The organism is Sporosarcina sp. Y1011 (assembly GCF_057669885.1).
Genome location: NZ_JBYHFP010000008.1, coordinates 77,330 through 97,783, shown reverse-complemented (window position 1 = coordinate 97,783; position 20,454 = coordinate 77,330). Strand labels below are relative to the sequence as shown.

At 39.1% G+C, this 20,454-nt stretch carries 16 protein-coding genes and 1 pseudogene; 13 read left to right on the top strand and 4 right to left on the bottom strand.

The window, feature by feature from the left end; all coding sequences use genetic code 11:
* Positions 1-7 precede the first annotated feature (7 nt).
* From AC25Y5_RS11530 to paaX, 8 genes are all read left to right on the top strand, one after another.
* On the top strand, positions 8-310 hold the full coding sequence (locus tag AC25Y5_RS11530; protein ID WP_482100958.1) for an EthD family reductase: 303 nt from the start codon (positions 8-10) through the stop codon (positions 308-310).
* Positions 310-1,089, top strand: a complete 780-nt coding sequence (locus AC25Y5_RS11525; protein WP_482100957.1) for an enoyl-CoA hydratase/isomerase family protein — start codon at positions 310-312, stop codon at positions 1,087-1,089. Before AC25Y5_RS11530 ends, AC25Y5_RS11525 begins: the two co-directional genes overlap by 1 nt.
* A gap of 12 nt (positions 1,090-1,101) precedes the next feature.
* Positions 1,102-1,875 carry an enoyl-CoA hydratase-related protein gene (locus AC25Y5_RS11520; protein ID WP_482100956.1) on the top strand — a complete coding sequence of 258 codons (774 nt, stop codon included), beginning with the start codon at positions 1,102-1,104 and terminating at the stop codon, positions 1,873-1,875.
* Between the two features lie 13 nt (positions 1,876-1,888).
* A complete protein-coding gene (locus AC25Y5_RS11515) occupies positions 1,889-3,406 on the top strand; it encodes an aldehyde dehydrogenase family protein (RefSeq protein ID WP_488140418.1) in 1,518 nt (505 codons plus the stop codon).
* Positions 3,407-3,743: 337 nt separating this feature from the next.
* Positions 3,744-4,616: a 3-hydroxyacyl-CoA dehydrogenase gene (locus AC25Y5_RS11510; protein ID WP_488140417.1), complete on the top strand. Its 873-nt coding sequence runs from the start codon at positions 3,744-3,746 to the stop codon at positions 4,614-4,616.
* Positions 4,613-5,818: a 3-oxoadipyl-CoA thiolase gene (locus AC25Y5_RS11505; RefSeq protein ID WP_488140416.1), complete on the top strand. Its 1,206-nt coding sequence runs from the start codon at positions 4,613-4,615 to the stop codon at positions 5,816-5,818. Before AC25Y5_RS11510 ends, AC25Y5_RS11505 begins: the two co-directional genes overlap by 4 nt.
* 286 nt (positions 5,819-6,104) lie before the next feature.
* Positions 6,105-6,881: an enoyl-CoA hydratase-related protein gene (locus tag AC25Y5_RS11500; RefSeq protein WP_488140415.1), complete on the top strand. Its 777-nt coding sequence runs from the start codon at positions 6,105-6,107 to the stop codon at positions 6,879-6,881.
* An 86-nt stretch (positions 6,882-6,967) separates the two neighbouring features.
* Complete coding sequence (paaX, locus tag AC25Y5_RS11495; protein ID WP_488140414.1) at positions 6,968-7,846, top strand: phenylacetic acid degradation operon negative regulatory protein PaaX; 879 nt, start codon at positions 6,968-6,970, stop codon at positions 7,844-7,846.
* Positions 7,847-7,905: 59 nt separating this feature from the next.
* On the opposite strand, the gene AC25Y5_RS11490 is transcribed toward paaX, so the two are convergent.
* Entirely contained in the window at positions 7,906-8,433 is a 528-nt protein-coding gene (locus AC25Y5_RS11490) for a gamma carbonic anhydrase family protein (RefSeq protein WP_488140413.1), read from the bottom strand.
* An 84-nt stretch (positions 8,434-8,517) separates the two neighbouring features.
* Between AC25Y5_RS11490 and AC25Y5_RS11485 the strand changes: the two genes are divergently transcribed.
* Positions 8,518-9,492, top strand: coding sequence for an NAD(P)H-dependent flavin oxidoreductase (locus AC25Y5_RS11485; protein ID WP_488140412.1), 975 nt, complete (start codon positions 8,518-8,520; stop codon positions 9,490-9,492).
* A 964-nt stretch (positions 9,493-10,456) separates the two neighbouring features.
* Positions 10,457-11,875, top strand: a complete 1,419-nt coding sequence (locus tag AC25Y5_RS11480; RefSeq protein ID WP_488140411.1) for a purine-cytosine permease family protein — start codon at positions 10,457-10,459, stop codon at positions 11,873-11,875.
* Between the two features lie 367 nt (positions 11,876-12,242).
* On the opposite strand, the gene AC25Y5_RS11475 is transcribed toward AC25Y5_RS11480, so the two are convergent.
* Positions 12,243-13,043, bottom strand: coding sequence for an IclR family transcriptional regulator (locus AC25Y5_RS11475; RefSeq protein ID WP_488140410.1), 801 nt, complete (start codon positions 13,041-13,043; stop codon positions 12,243-12,245).
* Positions 13,044-13,327: 284 nt separating this feature from the next.
* On the opposite strand from AC25Y5_RS11475, the gene AC25Y5_RS11470 reads away from it, so the two are divergent.
* Positions 13,328-14,776 carry an RNA-guided endonuclease InsQ/TnpB family protein gene (locus tag AC25Y5_RS11470; protein WP_488140409.1) on the top strand — a complete coding sequence of 483 codons (1,449 nt, stop codon included), beginning with the start codon at positions 13,328-13,330 and terminating at the stop codon, positions 14,774-14,776.
* 38 nt (positions 14,777-14,814) lie between these two features.
* Positions 14,815-15,387: pseudogene (locus AC25Y5_RS11465) on the top strand (aldehyde dehydrogenase family protein); the annotation flags it as partial.
* A 472-nt stretch (positions 15,388-15,859) separates the two neighbouring features.
* Here AC25Y5_RS11465 and AC25Y5_RS11460 read toward each other — a convergent pair.
* Together AC25Y5_RS11460 and AC25Y5_RS11455 are read right to left on the bottom strand one after the other, a co-directional pair.
* Entirely contained in the window at positions 15,860-18,256 is a 2,397-nt protein-coding gene (locus AC25Y5_RS11460; RefSeq protein ID WP_488140408.1) for an EAL domain-containing protein, read from the bottom strand.
* A gap of 12 nt (positions 18,257-18,268) precedes the next feature.
* Positions 18,269-19,447 (bottom strand): beta-ketoacyl synthase N-terminal-like domain-containing protein, encoded by a 1,179-nt coding sequence (locus AC25Y5_RS11455; protein ID WP_488140407.1) that lies wholly within the window; start codon positions 19,445-19,447, stop codon positions 18,269-18,271.
* A gap of 578 nt (positions 19,448-20,025) precedes the next feature.
* Between AC25Y5_RS11455 and AC25Y5_RS11450 the strand changes: the two genes are divergently transcribed.
* On the top strand, positions 20,026-20,241 hold the full coding sequence (locus AC25Y5_RS11450) for a hypothetical protein (RefSeq protein WP_488140406.1): 216 nt from the start codon (positions 20,026-20,028) through the stop codon (positions 20,239-20,241).
* Positions 20,242-20,454 lie beyond the last annotated feature (213 nt).

The window sequence follows — 20,454 nt, the reverse complement described above, 5'->3', positions numbered from 1 at the left end:
ATATTAAATGGCTAAACTAATTGCGTTATACAAACACCCTGAAAACAAAGAGGAATTTGATGATCATTACTTCAATGTTCATGCACCAATTACAGCGAAAATTCCTGGACTTCGTGAAATGAAGGTAACTAAAGTAACTGGGTCTCCAATGGGTGGCGAAGGAAAATACTACCTAACATGTGAGATGTACTATGACAATTTAGAAGCATTACAGCAGGGCTTACGTTCACCTGAAGGGAAAGCGTCTGGTAAGGACTTAATGGGGTTTGCAGGTAATCTTGTCACATTAATGATTGGTGAGGATGCATAATGACCAGTTTCGAATTCATTGAAACTTCAATAGAGGGAAACGACATTGCGGTCATTTGTCTGAATCGGCCCCGTCAGTTAAATTCATTGAATCGGAAACTGATTAGTGAAGTAGTCATTGCGATGGAAGAATTTGATCGTGACGATACTGTAAGAATCATCGTGTTGACTGGAAAAGGACGCGCATTTTCAGCTGGAGCTGACATTGATGAGATGGCTAATGATAATCCAATCAGCCTTGAGCTTTTGAATCAATTTGCCGATTGGGACCGATTAGCTCTCATTAAAAAGCCAATCATCGGTGCAGTAAAAGGCTTCGTAATGGGCGGAGGGTTCGAACTTGCCCTTTGCTGTGATCTATTAATCTCAGCAAGCGGCACAGAATTTTCATTTCCAGAGGTTGGCCTTGGCGTCATGCCAGGTGCAGGAGGTACACAGAGGTTGACGAAACTTGCTGGTCGTACGAAAGCACTGGAATGGCTATGGACAGGGGAGCGGATTTCTGCGGAAACGGCTCTGAAACACGGAGTCATCAACAAAATCGTTGCCCCTGAACTATTAATGGAAGAAACGTTGAAATTTGCAAGTCGGCTTGCTAAACAGCCGCCACTATCGGTACGCCTCATTAAAGATTCGGTAAATAAAGCAGTGGACTCTCCTTTAAATGAAGGAATGCAATATGAACGGAAAAATTTCTATCTACTATTCGCTTCACAGGATCAAAAAGAAGGTATGAACGCATTTGTTGAGAAAAGAAAACCAGATTTCCAGGGTAAGTAAGGAGGTAGCTCAATGTTTGAGACAATTCGTTATGAAGTTGAAAATGGAATTGCATGGCTCTATTTAAATAGGCCAGACAAACTGAATGCGTTTATCGCACAGATGAACCGAGAAGTGAAAGATGCAGTCAAAGCCGCTTCCAATGATGACGCAGTTCGTTGTATTGTCATAACGGGTGAAGGACGGGCATTTTGTTCCGGACAGGATTTATCAGAAGTCGATGAAAACATGGACCATGGTCAAGTACTAAGAGACCATTATGGTCCGATGGTTAATCAAATTAGACAATGTGAAAAACCGATTATTGCAGCTGTAAATGGAGTTGCAGCTGGAGCCGGATTTAGCCTCGCACTTGCGTGTGACTTCAGACTTATTTCGGAACGTGCAAGTTTTTTGAACGCTTTTGTACATGTCGGTCTTATTCCTGATTCTGGTAATCTCTATTATTTGACACAACTTGTAGGACATTCCAAAGCGTTGGAACTAGCAGTTTTAGGAGAAAAAGTACCAGCCGATAAGGCAGTAGAAATGGGTCTTGCGAATCGACTTATTTCATCTGAAACATGGGAAGAAGATATAACCACATTTGCAGCGCATCTTGCCGCTCTGCCAACAAAAGCAATAGGCTTGATAAAACGATCCTTGAAAGCAGTTACGGAATTATCTTTTGAAGATTATCTTGAACAAGAAGCACAAGGGCAGCGTATAGCTGGTTTAACAACTGATCATCGTGAAGGTGTTACTGCATTTATGGAAAAACGCAAACCTGTTTATACAGGACAATAGGAGGAATAAACCAATGACGACAATTCAAGAAGGAAAAATAGAGCAAGAATCAATGAAACGTGACTTTTACAAACTTTTCATTAACGGTGAACAAGTCGAAAGTAGCAATGGCGAACGCACAAAAATTTACAATCCTGCGACGGGTGAACTTCTTGCGGAAGTAGCAAAAGCAACACAAGAAGATGCTGAAAGAGCTGTTCAAGCTGCCAGAGATTCATTTGATAATGGAAAATGGAAAATAACGCCTTCAGGACGTCGTGCACGTGTACTCAACAAAATTGCAGCAATTATGGGCTCACGCTTTAATGAGCTGGTGGAACTTGAAATTTTGAATACAGGTAAATCACTTGCAGCTGCTAAAGGGCAGATTTCACAAGCAATTGAAGACTTTGAATTTTACGCGGGCGCAATTGTTGGACACGGTGGCTCTGTAAACAACGTACCTGGTCAATTCCATAACTACACAGAAAAAGAACCACTTGGTGTATGTGCGCAGATTATTCCTTGGAACTACCCACTTATGATGGCCGCTTGGAAAATTGCTCCGGCGATTGCAGCAGGTTGCTCGGTTGTTATTAAACCGGCGTCACTAACGCCGCTTACAGCTATTATTCTTGGGGAAATTTGTTTCGAAGCAGGCGTTCCAGCCGGCGTTGTTAACATTTTACCAGGATCTGGTTCTGAAATTGGTAACTACTTGGTAGAACATGATTTAGTGAATAAAGTTGCGTTCACGGGTTCTACACCAATCGGAAAAGACATTATGGCAAGAGCAGCAGGAACTGTAAAACGCGTAACACTAGAACTTGGTGGGAAATCTCCAAGCCTTGTTTTTGAAGATGCAGACATTGAGGCGGCCGTTGATGGTTCACTCTATGGTGCATTCAATAACACAGGTCAATCTTGTGATGCACGTACGCGTATCTATATTCATGAAAATGTGTACGATGAGTTCGTTGAGAAGTTTATTGCTAAAACAGAAAAACTAGCAATTGGAGATCCATTTGATAAAGGAACACATATGGGCGCGGTTATCGATCAAGGACAGTTGGACACAGTGAAAATGTATGTTCAATCTGCGATTGATGAAGGTGCGGAAATCCTTACTGGTGGGAAAGAATTGAAACCAGAAGGCTTTGAAAACGGGTATTGGTATGCGCCGACAATTATTGGGAACGTAACACAAGAAATGAAGGTTGTGCGTGAAGAAATCTTCGGACCAGTTGTTGTAGTATCGAAGTTTAAAACCGAAAAAGAGGCAATTGCATTAGCGAATGACTCAGAATTTGGTCTAGCTTCTTCTATTTGGTCAACAAATGATGCAACTACAACACGTGTTGCAAATCAAATTCAAGCGGGAATCGTTATGATTAATACACCATTCTCTGCATTCCCAGGTACACCATTCGGTGGCTATAAACAATCCGGATTTGGCCGTGAACTATCAGTCGGATCGCTTGATCTTTACACTGAAACGAAAAGCATCATGTCGTACTTCGGCAGCCGTCCAGTAAATCCATTCGGACTATAATTGAAAAGCGCAAGGCGCAGTTTAGCCGCGACAGGCATAAGTCAATCCAGCGACGTGGCGCACTTTGCCACATAGCTTGATTGCTTATGACCCGAGCGGGCTTGCGCCTGAAGCTAGACAATAAAAGCGCAAGGCGTAGTATAGCCGCGACAGGCATAAGTCAATCCAGCGACGTGGCGTACTTTGCTACATAGCTTGATTGCTTATGACCCGAGCGGCTTGCGCCTGGAGCTAGACATTGTTCCATATTGAAAACTTATAATGATCTATAAAAAATGACGGACAGGGATGTGTTATCTCTTGTCCGTATTCTTTCATCATAAAAAGGAGGGTACTGATGATTAATCGTATAGTTGTTGTCGGTTCCGGCGTGATGGGTAGAGGGATTGCCTATGTTGGAGCACTTGGTGGGTATTCAGTTACGATTGTTGATATTAACGAGACTGCACTTCAAAATGCAAAGAATGAAATTGAAGTTATTTTTGAAAAAGGACTTAAGTATGGAAAAATCTCAGCGGATACAGCTGAAAAGGCGCGCCAAAATTTAAGCTATGAAAACAATCTTGCAAAAGTTGCAGGAAACGCGGATTTAATTATTGAAGCCGTACCTGAACTAGCATCGATTAAAAAACAAGTGTTTGAAGAAATAGAAGAACACGCTTCAAAAGAGTGTTATTTTGCAACGAATACATCGACGATGAGTCCGACAGAAATTGCTTCTTTCGGTAAACGTCCAGAAAAAACAATCGCAATGCACTTTTTCAATCCTGTACATAAAATGCCACTTGTTGAAATTGTTCGCGGTTTGGAAACAAGTGATGAAACGGCGGATATTATCAGACAAGTAGCCGTGAATATGGGCAAAGAAACTGTTGTTATTAATGAATTTCCGGGGTTCGTCACAAGCCGAATTAGTGCACTAGTAGGTAACGAAGCATTTTACATGCTACAAGAAGGGCTTGGAACACCAGAAGAAATTGATAAAGCAATTAAGCTTGGTTTAAATTACCCCATGGGACCATTTGAACTCGTGGATTTGGTTGGACTTGATGCGCGTCTGAATAACTTGAAATATTTACACGAAAAGCTTGGAGAGAAGTACCGCCCCGCGCCTCTATTGGAGCAATATGTAAAAGCGGGCCGCCTTGGTCGAAAAAGTGGTAAAGGCGTATACGACTATACAATTGTAGAAGAGGTGGTTACGAAATGAGAGAAGTAGTCATAGTAGATGCTGTCCGTACACCCATCGGTAGATATAATGGCGCGTTGAAAGACGTACGTCCGGATGATTTGGGAGCGGTTGTTATTAAGGCACTAGTCGAACGGAATCCCAACCTGCCGACAGAGAAAATTGAAGAAGTTATATTCGGAAACGCTAATCAAGCTGGGGAAGATAACCGTAATGTAGCTCGAATGTCCGGCTTGTTAGCGGATCTTCCTGTCGAAGTGGCGGGCACGACGATTAACCGTCTTTGTGGTTCAGGGCTTGATGCTGTCATTTTCGCTGCAAGAGCAATCGCGGTTGGTGATGGCGATATTTACATTGCCGGCGGAACAGAAAGCATGACGCGTGCACCCCTTGTCATGTCAAAACCTGATAAAGCATTTCCACGTGGCAATATGGAACTACAAGATACAACAATCGGTTGGCGCTTTACGAATAATAAGCTGAAAGAAATGTATGGCGTAGATTCAATGCCGCAGACAGCTGAAAACGTCGCACAACGATATGCGATAACGCGAGAAAATCAGGATTTATTTGCTTATGAAAGCCAACAACGTGCGAAAAGAGCAATGGAAGAAAATCGTTTCGCTGAAGAAATTGTTCCGGTTGTCTATAAAGATCGGAAAGGTAACGAAATCACTGTGGATCGGGATGAACATCCAAGGGCGGACACGACGCTTGAAAAGCTAAGTAAACTGAAACCGATATTTGAAGGTGGCACCGTTACAGCAGGCAACGCTTCGGGTGTCAATGACGGTGCGTCTGCTTTGCTTCTTATGAGTGCTGAGAAAGCGAAAGAACTAAACCTTAAGCCGCTAGCTAAATATGTTATTGGGGCAACAGCGGGACTTGAACCTGCTGTAATGGGGCTTGGTCCGATATATGCTTCAAGAAAAGCATTGGAACGAGCAGGGCTGACAACAAATGATATTGGACTTGTTGAATTAAATGAGGCTTTTGCTTCTCAATCGCTTGAGTGTATACGCCAGTTAGAACTAGACGATAAAAAAGTAAACGTCAATGGTGGCGCAATCGCATTTGGACATCCATTAGGTGCTAGTGGGGCCAGAATTCTTACTACACTTTTATATGAAATGAAAAAACAGGACGTTAAATATGGACTAGCAACGATGTGTATCGGGGTAGGCCAGGGAATTGCGGCAATTATTGAGAATGTAACGGAATAATTAGTTGAAAATAGCTGTCCTTCAAGGGCCGGTGCTCTTCTTGAAAAGGAAAGGATGAGCTACGGCAGGAGTTGGACAGTTTTTTTACACTAGGAAATGATAAAATCTCGTACTGTGGATAACCTGCGGAAGGTGATTTTTCAGGTCTAGACTCCAGCGCCTAAGTGCTCGGATCTTAAGTCATACCGGTTTGCGAGGCAAAGAACGCCTTTTCGCCGGTCTGTCTTATGCCTGTCGCCCTCGACCTGGCGCTTGCGCTTTTGTTTATTATAAAGGAGATGGAAAAATGACAACTATTTTATATAAAAAAGAATACAATATTGCATATGTGACTGTTAACCGTGAAGAAGCATTGAATTGCTTTAATTACGAAACACTACATCAGCTTCAAGAGGTAACGGATTCTATTTCGTTAGATCAAGAGGTGAAAGTGGTTATTTTTACTGGAGCAGGTGAAAAATCATTTAGTGCAGGCGCTGATTTGAAAGAACGTAAGACACTAAATGAAACAGAGGTTAGGAGAAACGTCAAAGCAATTAGAGATGCGTTCAACAGCATTGCGAGTCTGCCACAGCCGACAATTGCTGCAGTGAACGGCTATGCACTTGGCGGCGGTTTTGAGTTGATGTTATCATGTGACTTTTCAATAGCGGTCGAGGGTGTGAAAATGGGGCTGACTGAAACGAGCTGGGCCATTATTCCAGGTGCTGGCGGGACGCAACGCCTTCCAAGACTTGTAGGAGAAATGAAAGCGAAAGAGTTAATCTTCACTGCAAGAAGAATTACTGCAGAAGAAGCTCTAGGGCTCGGTATTATTTTGAAAGTTGTGAAAAAGGAAGAACTTCTTGCAGCTTGTGAACAACTAGCTTACGATATGATGAAAAATGGTCCGGTTGCAATTAGGCAAGCGAAGTATGCAATTACACAAGGGATGAACACGGATTTGCAGACGGGACTTGCAATTGAATCGAAAGCCTACGAATTAATAATCCCGACCGAAGATCGAACGGAAGCTCTCCTTGCATTCAGTGAAAAAAGAAGTCCGCTATTTTTGGGTAAATAAGTTTTCTTTTATTGATAAAACGATATAATGGGAATAGGAAAAATCATATTACATTTTTATGTTCGAAAAAGAAAGAGTGAGGTTAATTGGCGAATGCACAATCAATGATTTTTACGATATATGGAGATTATATTCGTCATTACGGAAATAATATCTGGATTGGTAGCCTGATTAGATTACTGAAAGAGTTTGGACATAATGAACAATCCGTTCGAGTTGCCGTTTCCAGAATGATGAAGCAAGGATGGCTTAATTCGGAAAAAAAAGGGAATAAAAGCTATTATTTCTTGACACCTCGTGGAGAAATACGAATTGAAGAGGCAGCTGCCCGAATATTTAAATTGATGCCACACGAATGGGATGGGAAATGGCGTATATTGATGTACGCGATTCCGGAAGAAAAAAGACAGATTCGTGATGAACTGCGTAAGGAACTTTTATGGAGTGGACTAGGGAGCTTTTCAAATGGTTGCTGGATTACACCGAATGACCTTGGGGTAGAAGTAAGACTACTCATTGATAAATATAACATCCAAGCTTACGTGGATTTATTCCTATCCGAATATAAAGGACCGCAAGCAGACAGAGCGCTTGTTGAAAAAAGCTGGCCACTTTCAGAAATTGAAGGGAAGTATCAGGAATTCATTTCGACGTACAGCAATAAGTATATTGTTCATCAAAGCCTAATAAATAATGGGCAAATGACGAATGCAGAGTGCTTCGTAGAGAGGACAAACCTTGTCCATGAATATCGTAAGTTCCTTTTTATAGATCCTGGGCTACCGAAAGAGTTGCTTCCGGAAATATGGAACGGTAATCATGCCGCTCATTTGTTTGAACAATATTATAAGCTATTGGCCCAATCGGCTAACCAATTTTTCGAAGATGTATTTCAAGAAGATAATGACATGCGCAGGAAAGATAAATCTTATGATGCAGATGACCACCCACTCATTATTGACTAATAACTATCGACAATTATCTTCATAAAAAAAACTGGGTGCCTAAAGGCTACCCAGTTTTTTTACTCATTTTCACTGTTTTTGAAAATCTCTCGGTATTCATAGCCTTTTTGAACATATGAATCAATCGACAGTTGAATAATTTCGAAATCTTTTTCGTTCAATTCCCTTACTACTTTCCCGGGAGAACCGACAACCAGTGAGCGCGGAGGTATTTTCTTTCCGGGTGGGATTAATGTATTCGCGCCAATAATACACTCTTCACCAATTTCGGCATGGTCTAGAATTGTAGATCCCATGCCAATTATTGACCGTTTTCCAACGTTGCAGCCATGCAGGATTACATTATGTCCAACGGTCACTTCGTCATCTATAATAACTGGAGCGCCCTCATATAAATGGATTGTTGAATTGTCCTGAATGCTACATCTATTGCCTATTGTAATAGACCCTTCATCCCCTCGTAGGACTGTATTAAACCAAATGGTAGATTCTAGCCCAACCTGAACTTCCCCGATAACTTTAGCACCTGGTGCGACGAAAACTGTTGGATCGAGAACTGGTTTTTTCCCTTTATACGTAATTATCATAAATATTACCCCCATTTTTTAAAGTATCATAATTGTTTTTTAACTCCATATACTATAACATATTTACATAGGAGTGGATGAAAAATGATATACGTTTGTGAAATGCTTCAGATTGATTTTCCGATTATTCAAGGTGGAATGGGCAACATTAGTAATGCACAACTGACGGCAGCTGTTTCAGAGGCTGGGGGTCTAGGTACAATAGGATGCGGAACAATGACTCCGGAAGAAGTAGAAGAAATAATAGTTGAAACAAAAAAACTAACGGATAAAAATTTCGCAATCAATATCGCAATCAATGTTTCACCATATGTAAAGGAACTTATTAACCTTGTATCCAAACATAACATTGCTGTTGTTTCGCTATCGGCAGGAAATCCAGCGCCCTATATTCCAGAACTACATAAACGGGGTGTGATAGTCATTGCCCTCGTAGCTTCAGTGAAGCATGCCCAAAAAGCGGAAGCGGCCGGGGCGGATATATTAGTGGCAGAGGGATTTGAAGCAGCTGGCATCAACTCAACTTTGGAGCTGACGACATTCACGCTAATACCGCAAATAGTGAAAAGTGTTAAAGTACCGGTAATTGCTGCGGGTGGAATCGGTGATGGAAAAGGATTGGCAGCTGCGCTAATGTTAGGCGCAAGTGGTGTGCAGATTGGTACGCGTTTAATCGCGACGAAGGAGGCGCCGTTCCATGACACGTACAAGCAGAACCTTGTGAAAGCAAGTGATACAGAAACGTTACTTATTGGACGTAGTGTTGGAATGCTGAGGCGGGTATTAAAGACACCTTATGCTTTGAAACTTAATGAGTTGGAGAAATCAGGAATGACAATTGAGCAATATGGTGATATGACGTCGGAAAAACAACATGTTAAAGGTGCAATTGAAGGCGATATGGAAAATGGTTTTATCAATAGCGGCCAAATTTCCGGATTGATCGAAAACATTCCGACTGTTAAAGATTTACTAAATAGTATGATGGGAGAAGCGGAAAATAGAATGAATAATTCACTAGGTGAATTCAGAAAAATACCAAAAAATAAAAACGATTAGGCAAGTAAAGCAATACCTAATCGACCGGGTTAACACCATTAGTACTGTATTTTTCGTATAGATTCATCAATTAATTTAGTATGTCTAGCACTCGTATCGGTCAAGCTCTTGCAGAAATCAGAAAAATGAAAAATACTGTTGTAGATAGATATAGGGATATCTGAAATTGAATGAAGGTAAAAGATCCGAACCGATTAAACACGAATCCGCGTCATGGAGAAAAATGAATTTGTTTAGTTGAGGTTACAAACCAGGTAATCCTACTAGAATAACCGAAGCTCAGCAGCTATTAATATGTAAGTACAACATGCACCGACGGGAATATCAGTCGGTGTTTTTATATACATGAAATAGAGGGGGGAGATGGACAAGACAATTAAAAGCTCCGAGAATGGCTTACCGTAATTCGTTAAAGTATGTGGTTGGAGTAATGCATGTTTTGAAAAGATTTTTACATATTATACACATTGAATAGACGAAAACTGAATATAAAAAAACTAATAGACCATGCAAAATCAATGAGAATTTGTTCCGACAGATTAAGTTGTCTAAAATAGATAGAAAATTACCTATCCGAAAGATGAGTATCTCATGTGGATAATCAGTGTTAACTATTTTGCTGAAATCGTTAATTAGATTCAACTTATTAGAATGAGCCTTTGACAGGTATTATTAACTGAATTGTGAACGAAATTAACATAGGTATTTGGAATGAGTCGGAGGTAGAATTCGTATATTAAAATTAAATTATGATAAAATTGAAAGTAGAGTGATTTTATCCGCTCCAGTAGTCATCTGGGTGGAAGCAATCACATCTTTTTTTGTCTCAGGTGAATCAACAGAATCTTGATGTCCCCGTAGCTTGCAAACTGTCTTTTCCCCGATAAGACATGCAGTCCAACCCTTTCTAACGTTCCCTTTGACAAAGATAAACTACAAATGAATACTGAAAGGACTTGATTGAATGCGATCTGATATATCCGCAGATCTAGATTTAGAAGAAAAAGGCTTAAGCCCCAAAGAAGAAAAAACTGGTGACTATACATTTGACCGAGTCCCACGTGAAGAACGTAAAATGGGATGGCTAAGTATCACCAATATCACATTCGGCATTGCAACTGCCATATTCTATTTCCAGACGGGAAGCGTCCTGGCACTGAAATTTGGAGCGGCCAATGCCATCATCTCGGCAATCTACGCTATTATTGTCGCAGGAATCCTTGGAAGCATCATCGTTTATTTGTCGGCAAAATCCGGCATGAATGTCAATTTATTATCCCGCGGAGGATTCGGTTACATCGGGGCCTCGTTAACCTCATTAATCTACGCATCGAATTTTATCATGTATTGTGCATTTGAAGGCATGATTCTAGTCACTGCGGTCCATGCATATTTCCCCGCCATCCCTGTATGGCTCTTAATTGTCGTCTTTGGTTCATTGGTCATTCCATTAAACTGGTTTGGCATTAAACAATTGGACAAACTACAGAAATGGTCATTGCCCATTTTTTTCATCTTTCTGATTGCAGCGATTGTCGTTGCGTCCAACTACCCGTCGCAATACGCGGGCAATTTTTGGACCTATATTCCTGAAGGCGTCCAAATCGGCGGAGCCGCATTGCTGTTATGTATAGGAATGCAGCACGGCATAATGGGGCTAACCGCGTTAATCGCCTCGGATTACGCGCGTTTCCTGAAACCGAAAGATTTAAAAATCGGTTCAATCGCCATCGGTTTTATTCCGCAAATATTTTGTTTTGGCGTGATGGGCGGCCTCGGTATTTGGTTCGGTGTCACACTTGGCGAAGCAAACCCGGGTGTTTACATCGTTGTCCTGTTAGGGCTCGGCGGTGTGCTGTTTACAGTGCTCACACAAATTCGCATCAACATTACCAATATTTACAGCAGCTCGCTGTCCCTGTCGAACTTTTTTGAAAACATGTTCGGCTTTAAGCCTGGGCGTCGCTTTTGGGTCGTGGTGGCTGCAGTTGCTGCAATGATCCTGATGCTCGGCGGTATTGTCGACCATCTCGGTATGGCAATGACTTTCCAAGGCGTCGCATTAATGAGTTGGGCGTCGATTCTAGTAACAGATGCACTGATTCTTAAGAAATGGCTTAAAATCGGACCAGGTTATTATGAATCAAGACAGAAAAATTTGTATAAATGGAATCCGGTCGGTGTTGTAGCGTTGACCGTGCCTACTGTACTGGGGACGATTGCGGCGCTCGGCTATATGGGCACATTCCTCCAAAGTACGGCAGCGTTTTTCGCAGCATTTTTGGCGGCAATTCTGACCGTCATCCTGGGAATAGCGACAAAAGGCCGTTATTATATGAAGAGAGAAGCGCATGATATTCCGAAAGAGGATTGGATTGCCTGAGAAAACATGATGAGTTCCACCAATGAATTGCCGCACCTGTCAGCTTAGCGCTCCGGGTGCGTTTTTTTGTTTATGACCATTTTCTTAAATATTGGTTTTTTTACTATTTACTCAAATTTTCCGTTAAAACCATATAAGGTATATGCTTAAGGGACAAGTGAGCTTGAAAATCGGTATAATTCTATTTCCTGCGTGATTTTATAATACAAAATTCTTTTTGTGTGCTGTTATCGATTTCAACTTTTCCATTCTCTCGTTTTAGGGAGTGCTGAATACCATGTAAAAGTTAAAGTTTTTGATGGACTTACATCCAGTAGGTAAAGTGTATTTGCTACATAACAAGCCTCTATCCAATCACACCCCAAAATCAGCTCCGTAAATGTTTGAAATACCGTTCATCATACCCAAGTCGTTCCGATGCTTCATTCCCTGCTTCCATCACTTTTTTAGCAATTTGATTGATTTTATCGTCTGTCATTCGTTGGATGGGACCGACTACAGCAACGGCACTCACAATCTGGCCAGTATAGTCACGGATTGGGGCTGCAACCGATCTCGTTCCCTCCGTTAGCTCCTCTGTACTGACTGCAAATCCCTGCTGGCGAATGGTTTCAAGCTCGTTTCGTAATTGATCGGGATTCGTAAGGGTGTTATTCATATGGGCAACCAGTCCTTCTTCAATCACTTTTTCTACAATGTTGGATTCACTAAAAGCAAGTAGGACCTTACCTGAACTTGTACAATAGGACGGATTTCTTCTGCCAAGATGAGTCAGGATGCGAACAGGATGATTGCACTCTTCCTTATGAATATAAATCGTTTCAAGTTCATCTAATATGGCTAAATGCGCTGTTTCACCCGTATCATTAACTAATTTGGACAGAACAGGTGTGGCCTCCTTATGAATCTCTAAATCATTTGTGATAATTCCACCCAAGGTGAGAACGGATAACCCTAAACGGTAAGCATTGGTCTTCTCGTCTTTTGTTACGAAACCTTCACTAGCAAGCGTTGAAAGTAGTCTACTTACGGTGCTTTTTCCTAAACCTAAGGATTTGGAAAGCTCGTTAACTCTTTTCGTCGGTTCAAAGGTTGAAAAACTTTTGAGTATACGTAGTGCATTTCTGACAGAAGTTAGAATTTGTGGACTACCTTTATTTTCTGACATGGCTTTTTACCCTCCAATATTTTTGTTCCGTATAAAGGAACGATATAATTTATAATTATATCAGCGAAAGATGCTTGATGTATACATTTACTCTAAGTAAATTATATAACTGATCGGTTATATTTTTATTAATCAGGGAGAGGTTTGTTTATGATTAAGCCAAGAACACCCGTGACTTCAGTCGCGGGATGAATTGGCTTTCTTTTTTTGTTCTAAAGTGCTATCATTATAAGAACATATGTTCCATTTTATATAATATTCTTAAAGGAGGTAGGTGACAAACTATGGAGCCGAATAAGGAATATCGAACTTTTCAAATCAACATTAAAAATGGCCATAAAATGTATACCTATTTCGATGAACTTTGTCTAAATAGTAATAACCTATATAACAAGACAAACTTCTTTATCAGGCAAGTTTATACTGCTTTAAAAAACGAAGGAGTATTACAACCTTTACAACAAGAAGTAATGAACACAATCCTTGATAACATTGATGGAATGAATGTAAATCAACAAAAAGCGTATAGCAAGAAATTAGAAAAAGAACAAATGAAACCAAGAGACGAACATAAAGAAATAAAGGTAAATCTATTTGAGCTGCCTTCAAAAGAAAAGTCCTTCTTAGGTTATAATTTTCTTGATTGTTTGCTTAAGACGATTAAACAAAAGGATTATTATTCGTTGCCAGGTCAGATAAATCAACAGGTTATTAGAAATGTCGTGCAAAATTGGACTAGTTTTTTCGCAAGTTTGAAAGACTTCAAAAAGAATCCAGGGAAATATACAGGAAGACCTTCTATTCCTGGTTACCTACCAAAAGGAAGCAGAAAAGAATCAACCCTATCGAATCAAATTTGCAAAATTAAAGATGGTAAATATCTAAGCTTCCCAAAAACTAAAAGAAAAATAAATATTGGTAAGTTAGCAAATTTCAACGGTAGGTTTCAACAAGTGAGAATCATACCCAAGCACAATTGTTTTACTGTTGAATTAGTGTTCTTAATCGAGTTGGAAAAACAAATATCCGACAAAACGGAACGATGCATGAGCATTGATTTAGGACTCGATAACGTTGCGGCACTAGTTTTTAATACAGAAAATGTTCCGGTCCTTTTTAAAGGTGGTAAAGTTAAATCTATCAATCAGTGGTTCAACAAAATGCGCGCTTACTACTACGCGGCTCTTCGTAACGGGAAAAAATCAAAAGAAGGGAACTTCCATTCCAAGAAGTTAGTGAAATTAGATTCCGCAAGACACAGACAAATCAAAGACTTTTTCCATAAAGTTAGTTTCAATATCGTGAAAATAGCGGTGGAAAATAACATTGATACGATTATCATCGGTAAAAATGTGGGTTGGAAACAAAAAATCGAATTAGGGAAAAGAAATAATCAAAATTTCGTTCAAGTACCTCACTCATTGTTAATAGAATTAATTACTTACAAAGCGAATGCCGAGGGTATTTCAGTAATTCTAACTGAAGAAAGCTACACATCGCAGGCTAGTTTTCTAGATGATGACATTATTCCAACCTACAAATCGGGGAATAATGTCAAACAAATATTCAGTGGGAAAAGATTAAAACGCGGTATTTACCGTACTAAAAATAATTTTTTAATAAATGCGGATGTGAATGGTGCAGCAAACATCCTAAGAAAAGTAGTGCCGAAAGCATTCGCTAACGGTATAGCGGCTGTGTGTTCCCAGCCTCAAGTGGTCAATGTGCGATAGCACCAACCCCCTGAAACCCGTGACTTCAGTCGTGGGAGGTTCATATTGAGCGACCTATTTACGATGAATTCATAGAGAAATTTGTAGCAAGAACCAAGGAATTAAAAGTAGGCGATCCATTTGATCCAGATACAAAAGTTGGGGCATTGGTAAGTGAAGAACATTTTGAAAAAGTAGTAAGCTATTTAGAAATTGCCAAGGAAGAGGGGGGCACATTCTTAACTGGTGGGAAAACTCCTGAAGGATTGGAAAAAGGGTTTTTCGTAGAGCCAACAATCATTTCAGGGTTAGGAAAAGATTCACGATGTGTACGTGAGGAAATTTTTGGCCCAGTCGTAACGGTAATCCCATTCGATACCGAAGAAGAAGTATTGAAGCAAGTGAATGATACACCCTATGGACTAAGTGCTAGTGTTTGGACCTCTGATATTAAACGTGCTACCCGAGTATCGACACAAATTGAAGTTGGTATGGTCTGGATTAACACTTGGTTCTTACGTAATCTACGTACACCATTCGGCGGTATGAAACAGAGCGGTTTAGGGCGTGAGGGTGGCGCGCATAGCTTTGACTTCTACTCTGAATTAACGAATATTACAATCAAACAGTAAGAGTAAGCGTTAATGAAGATAGAATATCTACTTAATACAAAAAGCATTGTGGAACATGGAGCTGCCTACAACTTTTGAAAAAAATAAGAAAACATTTAATTATACGACCAGTTGACGGAATTGTACCGGAGACTGGTCGTTTAGTTTCAATTTTTAGACCTTTGCCAAAGATATAATGTTTACCAACAGGTTGTTTTAGACGGTGTAGCTCACGTTTTGATACTATCGCATCTAACTTGTACACTTAAAGGAACTAGAGAAAAATAATCTACTAGTAAAAGCTTTATAGTTAACAAAAAGCAATAGGAAAAGGAAAAGGTACGATAACTTCAAGGCCTCACCAATTCCTATGCCGAGGGAAAAATAAAAATGACTATCCAATTGTATATCGATTGGATAGTCATTTTTACGTTGATATAAAACCATTTACAAGTGTTTCATGTCAAAAATGTATCGTTAGCATTCCAATGGGTCAGTCGCCCGATGTAAGCCATTTTTCTTTGAAATCGATTGCAGGGAGTGGTGGGCTGAAGTAATAGCCTTGAGCGTAATCACAGCCAATCTCATTTAAGAATTGATATTCTTCTTGTCCTTCTACACCTTCAGCTATGACTTTCAAATCGAGTTCTTTTGCTACGGCTATAATCGTTTTTACAATGGCTTTGTTCTCATCGTCTCGATTCATTCCAATAACAAATGATTTATCGATTTTCAATGAATCAAGTGGATATTTATTCAGATAGGCGAGTGATGAGTATCCTGTTCCAAAGTCATCCATGGATAGACTTATACCAAGTTCTTTTAATGCATCTAACTTTTCACTCATCGCCTCTGCATACATCGCAATACTTTCAGTAATCTCTAACACGATATAGGTCGCATCAAGTGCATTGTTCTCAATTGCGTTTTTCACCTTCTCTAGAAAGTTTGGATCGATTAATTGCCTGACAGATACATTGATACCTACTCTTAATGGCTTGCATGCTTCTTTTTGCCAAAGAGCATTTTGTTCAATTGCTGTATTCAGTACCCAGTGGCCTATTGGAATAATCATTCCTGTCTCTTCTGCAATTGAAATAAATTCATCAGGTGTAACTTGTCCAAGTGTTTTGTTATTCCAACGTATAAGAGATTCCATTCCCATGATTTCATTTGTTTCCAAATCCATAATAGGCTGATAATAAAGTTCAAATTCTTCATTATCTAGAGCGGTTCTTAATTGTTTTTCAATCATCATTTTTCTGTAAAAAACTTGATGCATTTCCGATGTAAACAATTGATAGTTATTTTTCCCTCTATCTTTCACATAGTACATTGCGGTATCTGCATGTTTTATTAATGTATTAGCGTCATCCCCATCATTTGGAAAGAGGCTAATTCCAATGCTTGGAGTAATGTGGTAATTGCTACCGTCGATTAAAAAGCTGTTTCTGAATTCTCCCAATAATTCCTTGGCAAAGTCTTCACTATCTTTCGCCTTATAATGAGGAAGTAAAATGGTGAATTCATCGCCACCGAGACGATAAAACCCTGCAGAATTATGTTTTTTCTTTATTAAGTTTTCAATACGTCTTGATACTTCTATTAATAAGAGATCACCGACGTCATGTCCAAGTGTGTCATTGATGTATTTAAATCGATCTAAATCAAGAAACATTATTGCATTCTGACTTGTCTCGGTTTTAGCTTTTTCTAAAAGGTTAGTTAAGTTCTCATTAAACATTCTTCGATTCGGTAATCCTGTTAAAGCATCATGATTTGCTTGGAGCTTGATCGTATCTTCATATTTTATTCGTTCCGTAATGTCTGTAGATACAGCAAGTAGCACTGAACTATCATTGGTGTTTATTGGTATTTTAACAGTTTGTAACCAGATGGTATCTCCTGAATTGGCTGTTACGGCTTCTTCTCTAATGAAGAGTTTTTCCGAATGTTTGTGCATATTCTTTTCTTGATTGACGTTTTGTTTCACTACACGTGTATCATGATGTATGTCATAGTCTGTTTTCCCAATCATATCTTGAATTCTCATGCCCATTAACTGTGCATATGATTGATTCACAAGTGTATATCGATCACTTTCGTCGAGAGCATAAATATAGTTTGGGTTTAAATCTATGACTTGGAATAGAAACTTCTTTTGATCAGATAGTTTTTTATTCATATTGTTTACTAATTCTAGATACATTCGGCTCGTAAGAATTAATAGAGAAATAGCAAAGACCAAGATCGCAATCGAACTTGGGTACAATCTTGTCGAAGGGAACATATTTAAGATGCCAATTGCGTATGCAATTGAGGTAATGATATTAAAGTAAACTAAAAATGATCGCACACTCTTATCTTGAACATGTAAACTAATTAAAAAACAGATAATCATACTAACTATAAAAAGAAGAACATTGGAATTATAAAACCATGATAGTTCTCCGTAAATAGGGAAGTAAAACATATTAGAACCATAATTTACAAGTTCTAATCCACTAATCCCTTTATCGCTCCATCCGCTTATGTATACTAGAAAAGACAATCCATAGAATAATAGGACGGTAGTACGATTTACAAAAAAACGCCACTTTTTTTTCAAGTCATTTGATAACATCTCTTGAACAATTGTATACCCTACATAGAAAAGCGTAGGCGTTATCATGATAGAGCCAAATCGAAAGAGTTTGAAAAAGAATTCAATAGTCTCTTTTTTGAACAAATCATACGAATATAAGAATGCAACATCAAATTGCCAGAATGAGGCTAAGAGGAGAAATATAAAAATGATTTTTGATAGATTATTATTTTTGAATAAAACAAGTATCGTAATTCCAATACATAAGGGGATACAAGTTAGCAAAATTAAAAAAAGAAAAAACATATAATGAGCCTCCTATGCATGTGTCAATAATAGACAAGCATTATTCCCGCTACTCCCATGGGTAGTTATACATACGGACTCTACAGCTTGATATCTAGTTTGATAAACAATCGGTACGTCTTCAAATCCATTCCCATTTGTTTTAATTGTAGGAGGAATAAATCCATATTCCATTGAAAGCAGGGATGAAATGATTTGCATTGCTCCCATTGCACCAAATGTATGTCCAATCATTCCTTTTATTGAAGTGATTGGAACGTCCGTACCAAAGGTTTCCGTAAGGATAAATCGCTCTATCTGATCATTAGTTTTTATACCAAGTGCCTGACTGTTCACATAGCTTGGTTTAGTATTTCCAACGGCTTCTTGAAAAACTTCGAGCATATGTCTACCAGTTTCATCAGAGCTTAATAGTTTTTTCCCTTCATTTCTTGAAATGACGCGTTCAATTTTACCGCATATTCTTTGTCCGCGCGCTTGTGCAGATTGTCTCCGCTCTAGAACGATTACACCAGCCCCCTCGGCTAAAACAAAGCCGCGATGCTCCGTTGAAAATGGGACTCCAGCTTGTTCGATAGTCGGCTCGGTTGAGAGTGATCTTATCTTTTTAAAGCCATTGATTGTCCATTGGCCTAAAGGGGCATCTGTTCCTCCAACTATGCAAGCATCTACAGTCCCATTCTCAAGCAAGAGTTTACCCATCAAAACCGCATCAATACTGGCGGTACATCCTGTTGTTAATGTGAAGGTAGGTCCGCGCGTTCCTAATGCTTCAGCAACAGATACAGAAAGAGTGTGTGTGTCAACAATTGAAACGCCATGAATTGGGAAAATTTTCAAATCAAGACCCGCAGCAGCGTATTGTTCAATTTCAAGAATTGCGCCAGCAGCTGTTCCCATAATTACAGCAACACGGTGTGGCTTAAAATAATCTAAATTCGACATTTTAGATGCATCCATTGCAGCAGCAATCGCCATTCTTACAGAACGCGGATATCGTTTGTGGTTTTTCCCATTTATCTCTAAAAAACTGTCCTCTATTATACCCGCAACGATATTAGTATGAGGCTGATTATCATTTTTTAAAAGGCTCTGTGTACAAATACCTTTATCCAATACATTTAAAAAACTAAGTTTATCATCAACGCCAGGAGCTTTAATGCCATACCCTGTTATTACGATATCGTCCAACTAAATCACCTGCAAATTTCGACTTTATTTTATTATATACGACAAAATAAGGTGAAGTCTATTTTCTCGGGTCTAGAGACTTGTTATGATAATTCAAATATTTCTTCATAAAATTGTAACATGCACATTGGATATTTACGTATTATTTACGTGATATATATTTTAAGAGCCGATTGTTCTCACTAAGGGTGATATGGGCTTTTTTTGTTTGAAAAAACCTGAAGGAGTGCTGAAATAAAATGAAATAGAAACAAAAAAGCTTTCGTTTTGTGTTTCAGTGGGTTGCATAAAATTCGATTGATGATGAAAAATATTGAATGCTTTTTTTATAATACGAGTAGGTCTGTTTTAAAAATATATTCAAAATATTCATTCCGTTTTTGGGTAGGTTTTTACAAGAATCGAAAGTGCTATTCTACTAAAGGGTCAAGTAAGTTAAATAAGACCCTTTCCATCTGTTTGATTGTGAGCCAGCTCATGTTATAATGAGGAACTTAGGATAATTATAACTTTTACTCATAATTGAACGGATGCCAAAAAAGCCTCCGCTAAGCGATAAAATATGGAGGTATTAGAGAATGATTAAACGATGGACGATCGGTAAAATAAATGAGTTTGTTGAGAAAAATTCGGAGAGTAAGTTGTTAACGACAGAATATCATGGTTTTTCTCAAAAGTTACTATTTAAATGTGCATGTGGTAGCAACTTTGAAAAAACATTTACGAAATTTAATAATAATAACCAACGTAAATGTGACGTATGCCAACCGCCAAAAGCGTCACGAGACTTATAGCAGACGAATGAAGTGCTGATTTCTTTTAGGAGAAATTAGCGCTATTTTGATTGGAAGCTAAGTAATCAAAAATATTTACTGAAATTAGAAAAGCGACCCAAAGTCATGCATAATTCAAGTTACAATGCATATAATAATGTTGAACAACTGCCTTGAATAAGTTTTATTCAATGGAAGGCAGATGGTTATCAGGTGCCTCAAATGATAACCTAA

What these genes read in the sequence shown, in the direction of transcription:
- AC25Y5_RS11530 (WP_482100958.1), top strand. Translation starts at nt 8, where the DNA reads ATGGCTAAACTAATTGCGTTATACAAACACCCTGAAAACAAAGAGGAA.
- AC25Y5_RS11525 (WP_482100957.1), top strand. Translation starts at nt 310, where the DNA reads ATGACCAGTTTCGAATTCATTGAAACTTCAATAGAGGGAAACGACATT.
- AC25Y5_RS11520 (WP_482100956.1), top strand. Translation starts at nt 1,102, where the DNA reads ATGTTTGAGACAATTCGTTATGAAGTTGAAAATGGAATTGCATGGCTC.
- AC25Y5_RS11515 (WP_488140418.1), top strand. Translation starts at nt 1,889, where the DNA reads ATGACGACAATTCAAGAAGGAAAAATAGAGCAAGAATCAATGAAACGT.
- AC25Y5_RS11510 (WP_488140417.1), top strand. Translation starts at nt 3,744, where the DNA reads ATGATTAATCGTATAGTTGTTGTCGGTTCCGGCGTGATGGGTAGAGGG.
- AC25Y5_RS11505 (WP_488140416.1), top strand. Translation starts at nt 4,613, where the DNA reads ATGAGAGAAGTAGTCATAGTAGATGCTGTCCGTACACCCATCGGTAGA.
- AC25Y5_RS11500 (WP_488140415.1), top strand. Translation starts at nt 6,105, where the DNA reads ATGACAACTATTTTATATAAAAAAGAATACAATATTGCATATGTGACT.
- AC25Y5_RS11490 (WP_488140413.1), bottom strand. Translation starts at nt 8,433, where the DNA reads ATGATAATTACGTATAAAGGGAAAAAACCAGTTCTCGATCCAACAGTT.
- AC25Y5_RS11485 (WP_488140412.1), top strand. Translation starts at nt 8,518, where the DNA reads ATGATATACGTTTGTGAAATGCTTCAGATTGATTTTCCGATTATTCAA.
- AC25Y5_RS11480 (WP_488140411.1), top strand. Translation starts at nt 10,457, where the DNA reads ATGCGATCTGATATATCCGCAGATCTAGATTTAGAAGAAAAAGGCTTA.
- AC25Y5_RS11475 (WP_488140410.1), bottom strand. Translation starts at nt 13,043, where the DNA reads ATGTCAGAAAATAAAGGTAGTCCACAAATTCTAACTTCTGTCAGAAAT.
- AC25Y5_RS11470 (WP_488140409.1), top strand. Translation starts at nt 13,328, where the DNA reads ATGGAGCCGAATAAGGAATATCGAACTTTTCAAATCAACATTAAAAAT.
- AC25Y5_RS11460 (WP_488140408.1), bottom strand. Translation starts at nt 18,256, where the DNA reads ATGTTTTTTCTTTTTTTAATTTTGCTAACTTGTATCCCCTTATGTATT.
- AC25Y5_RS11450 (WP_488140406.1), top strand. Translation starts at nt 20,026, where the DNA reads ATGATTAAACGATGGACGATCGGTAAAATAAATGAGTTTGTTGAGAAA.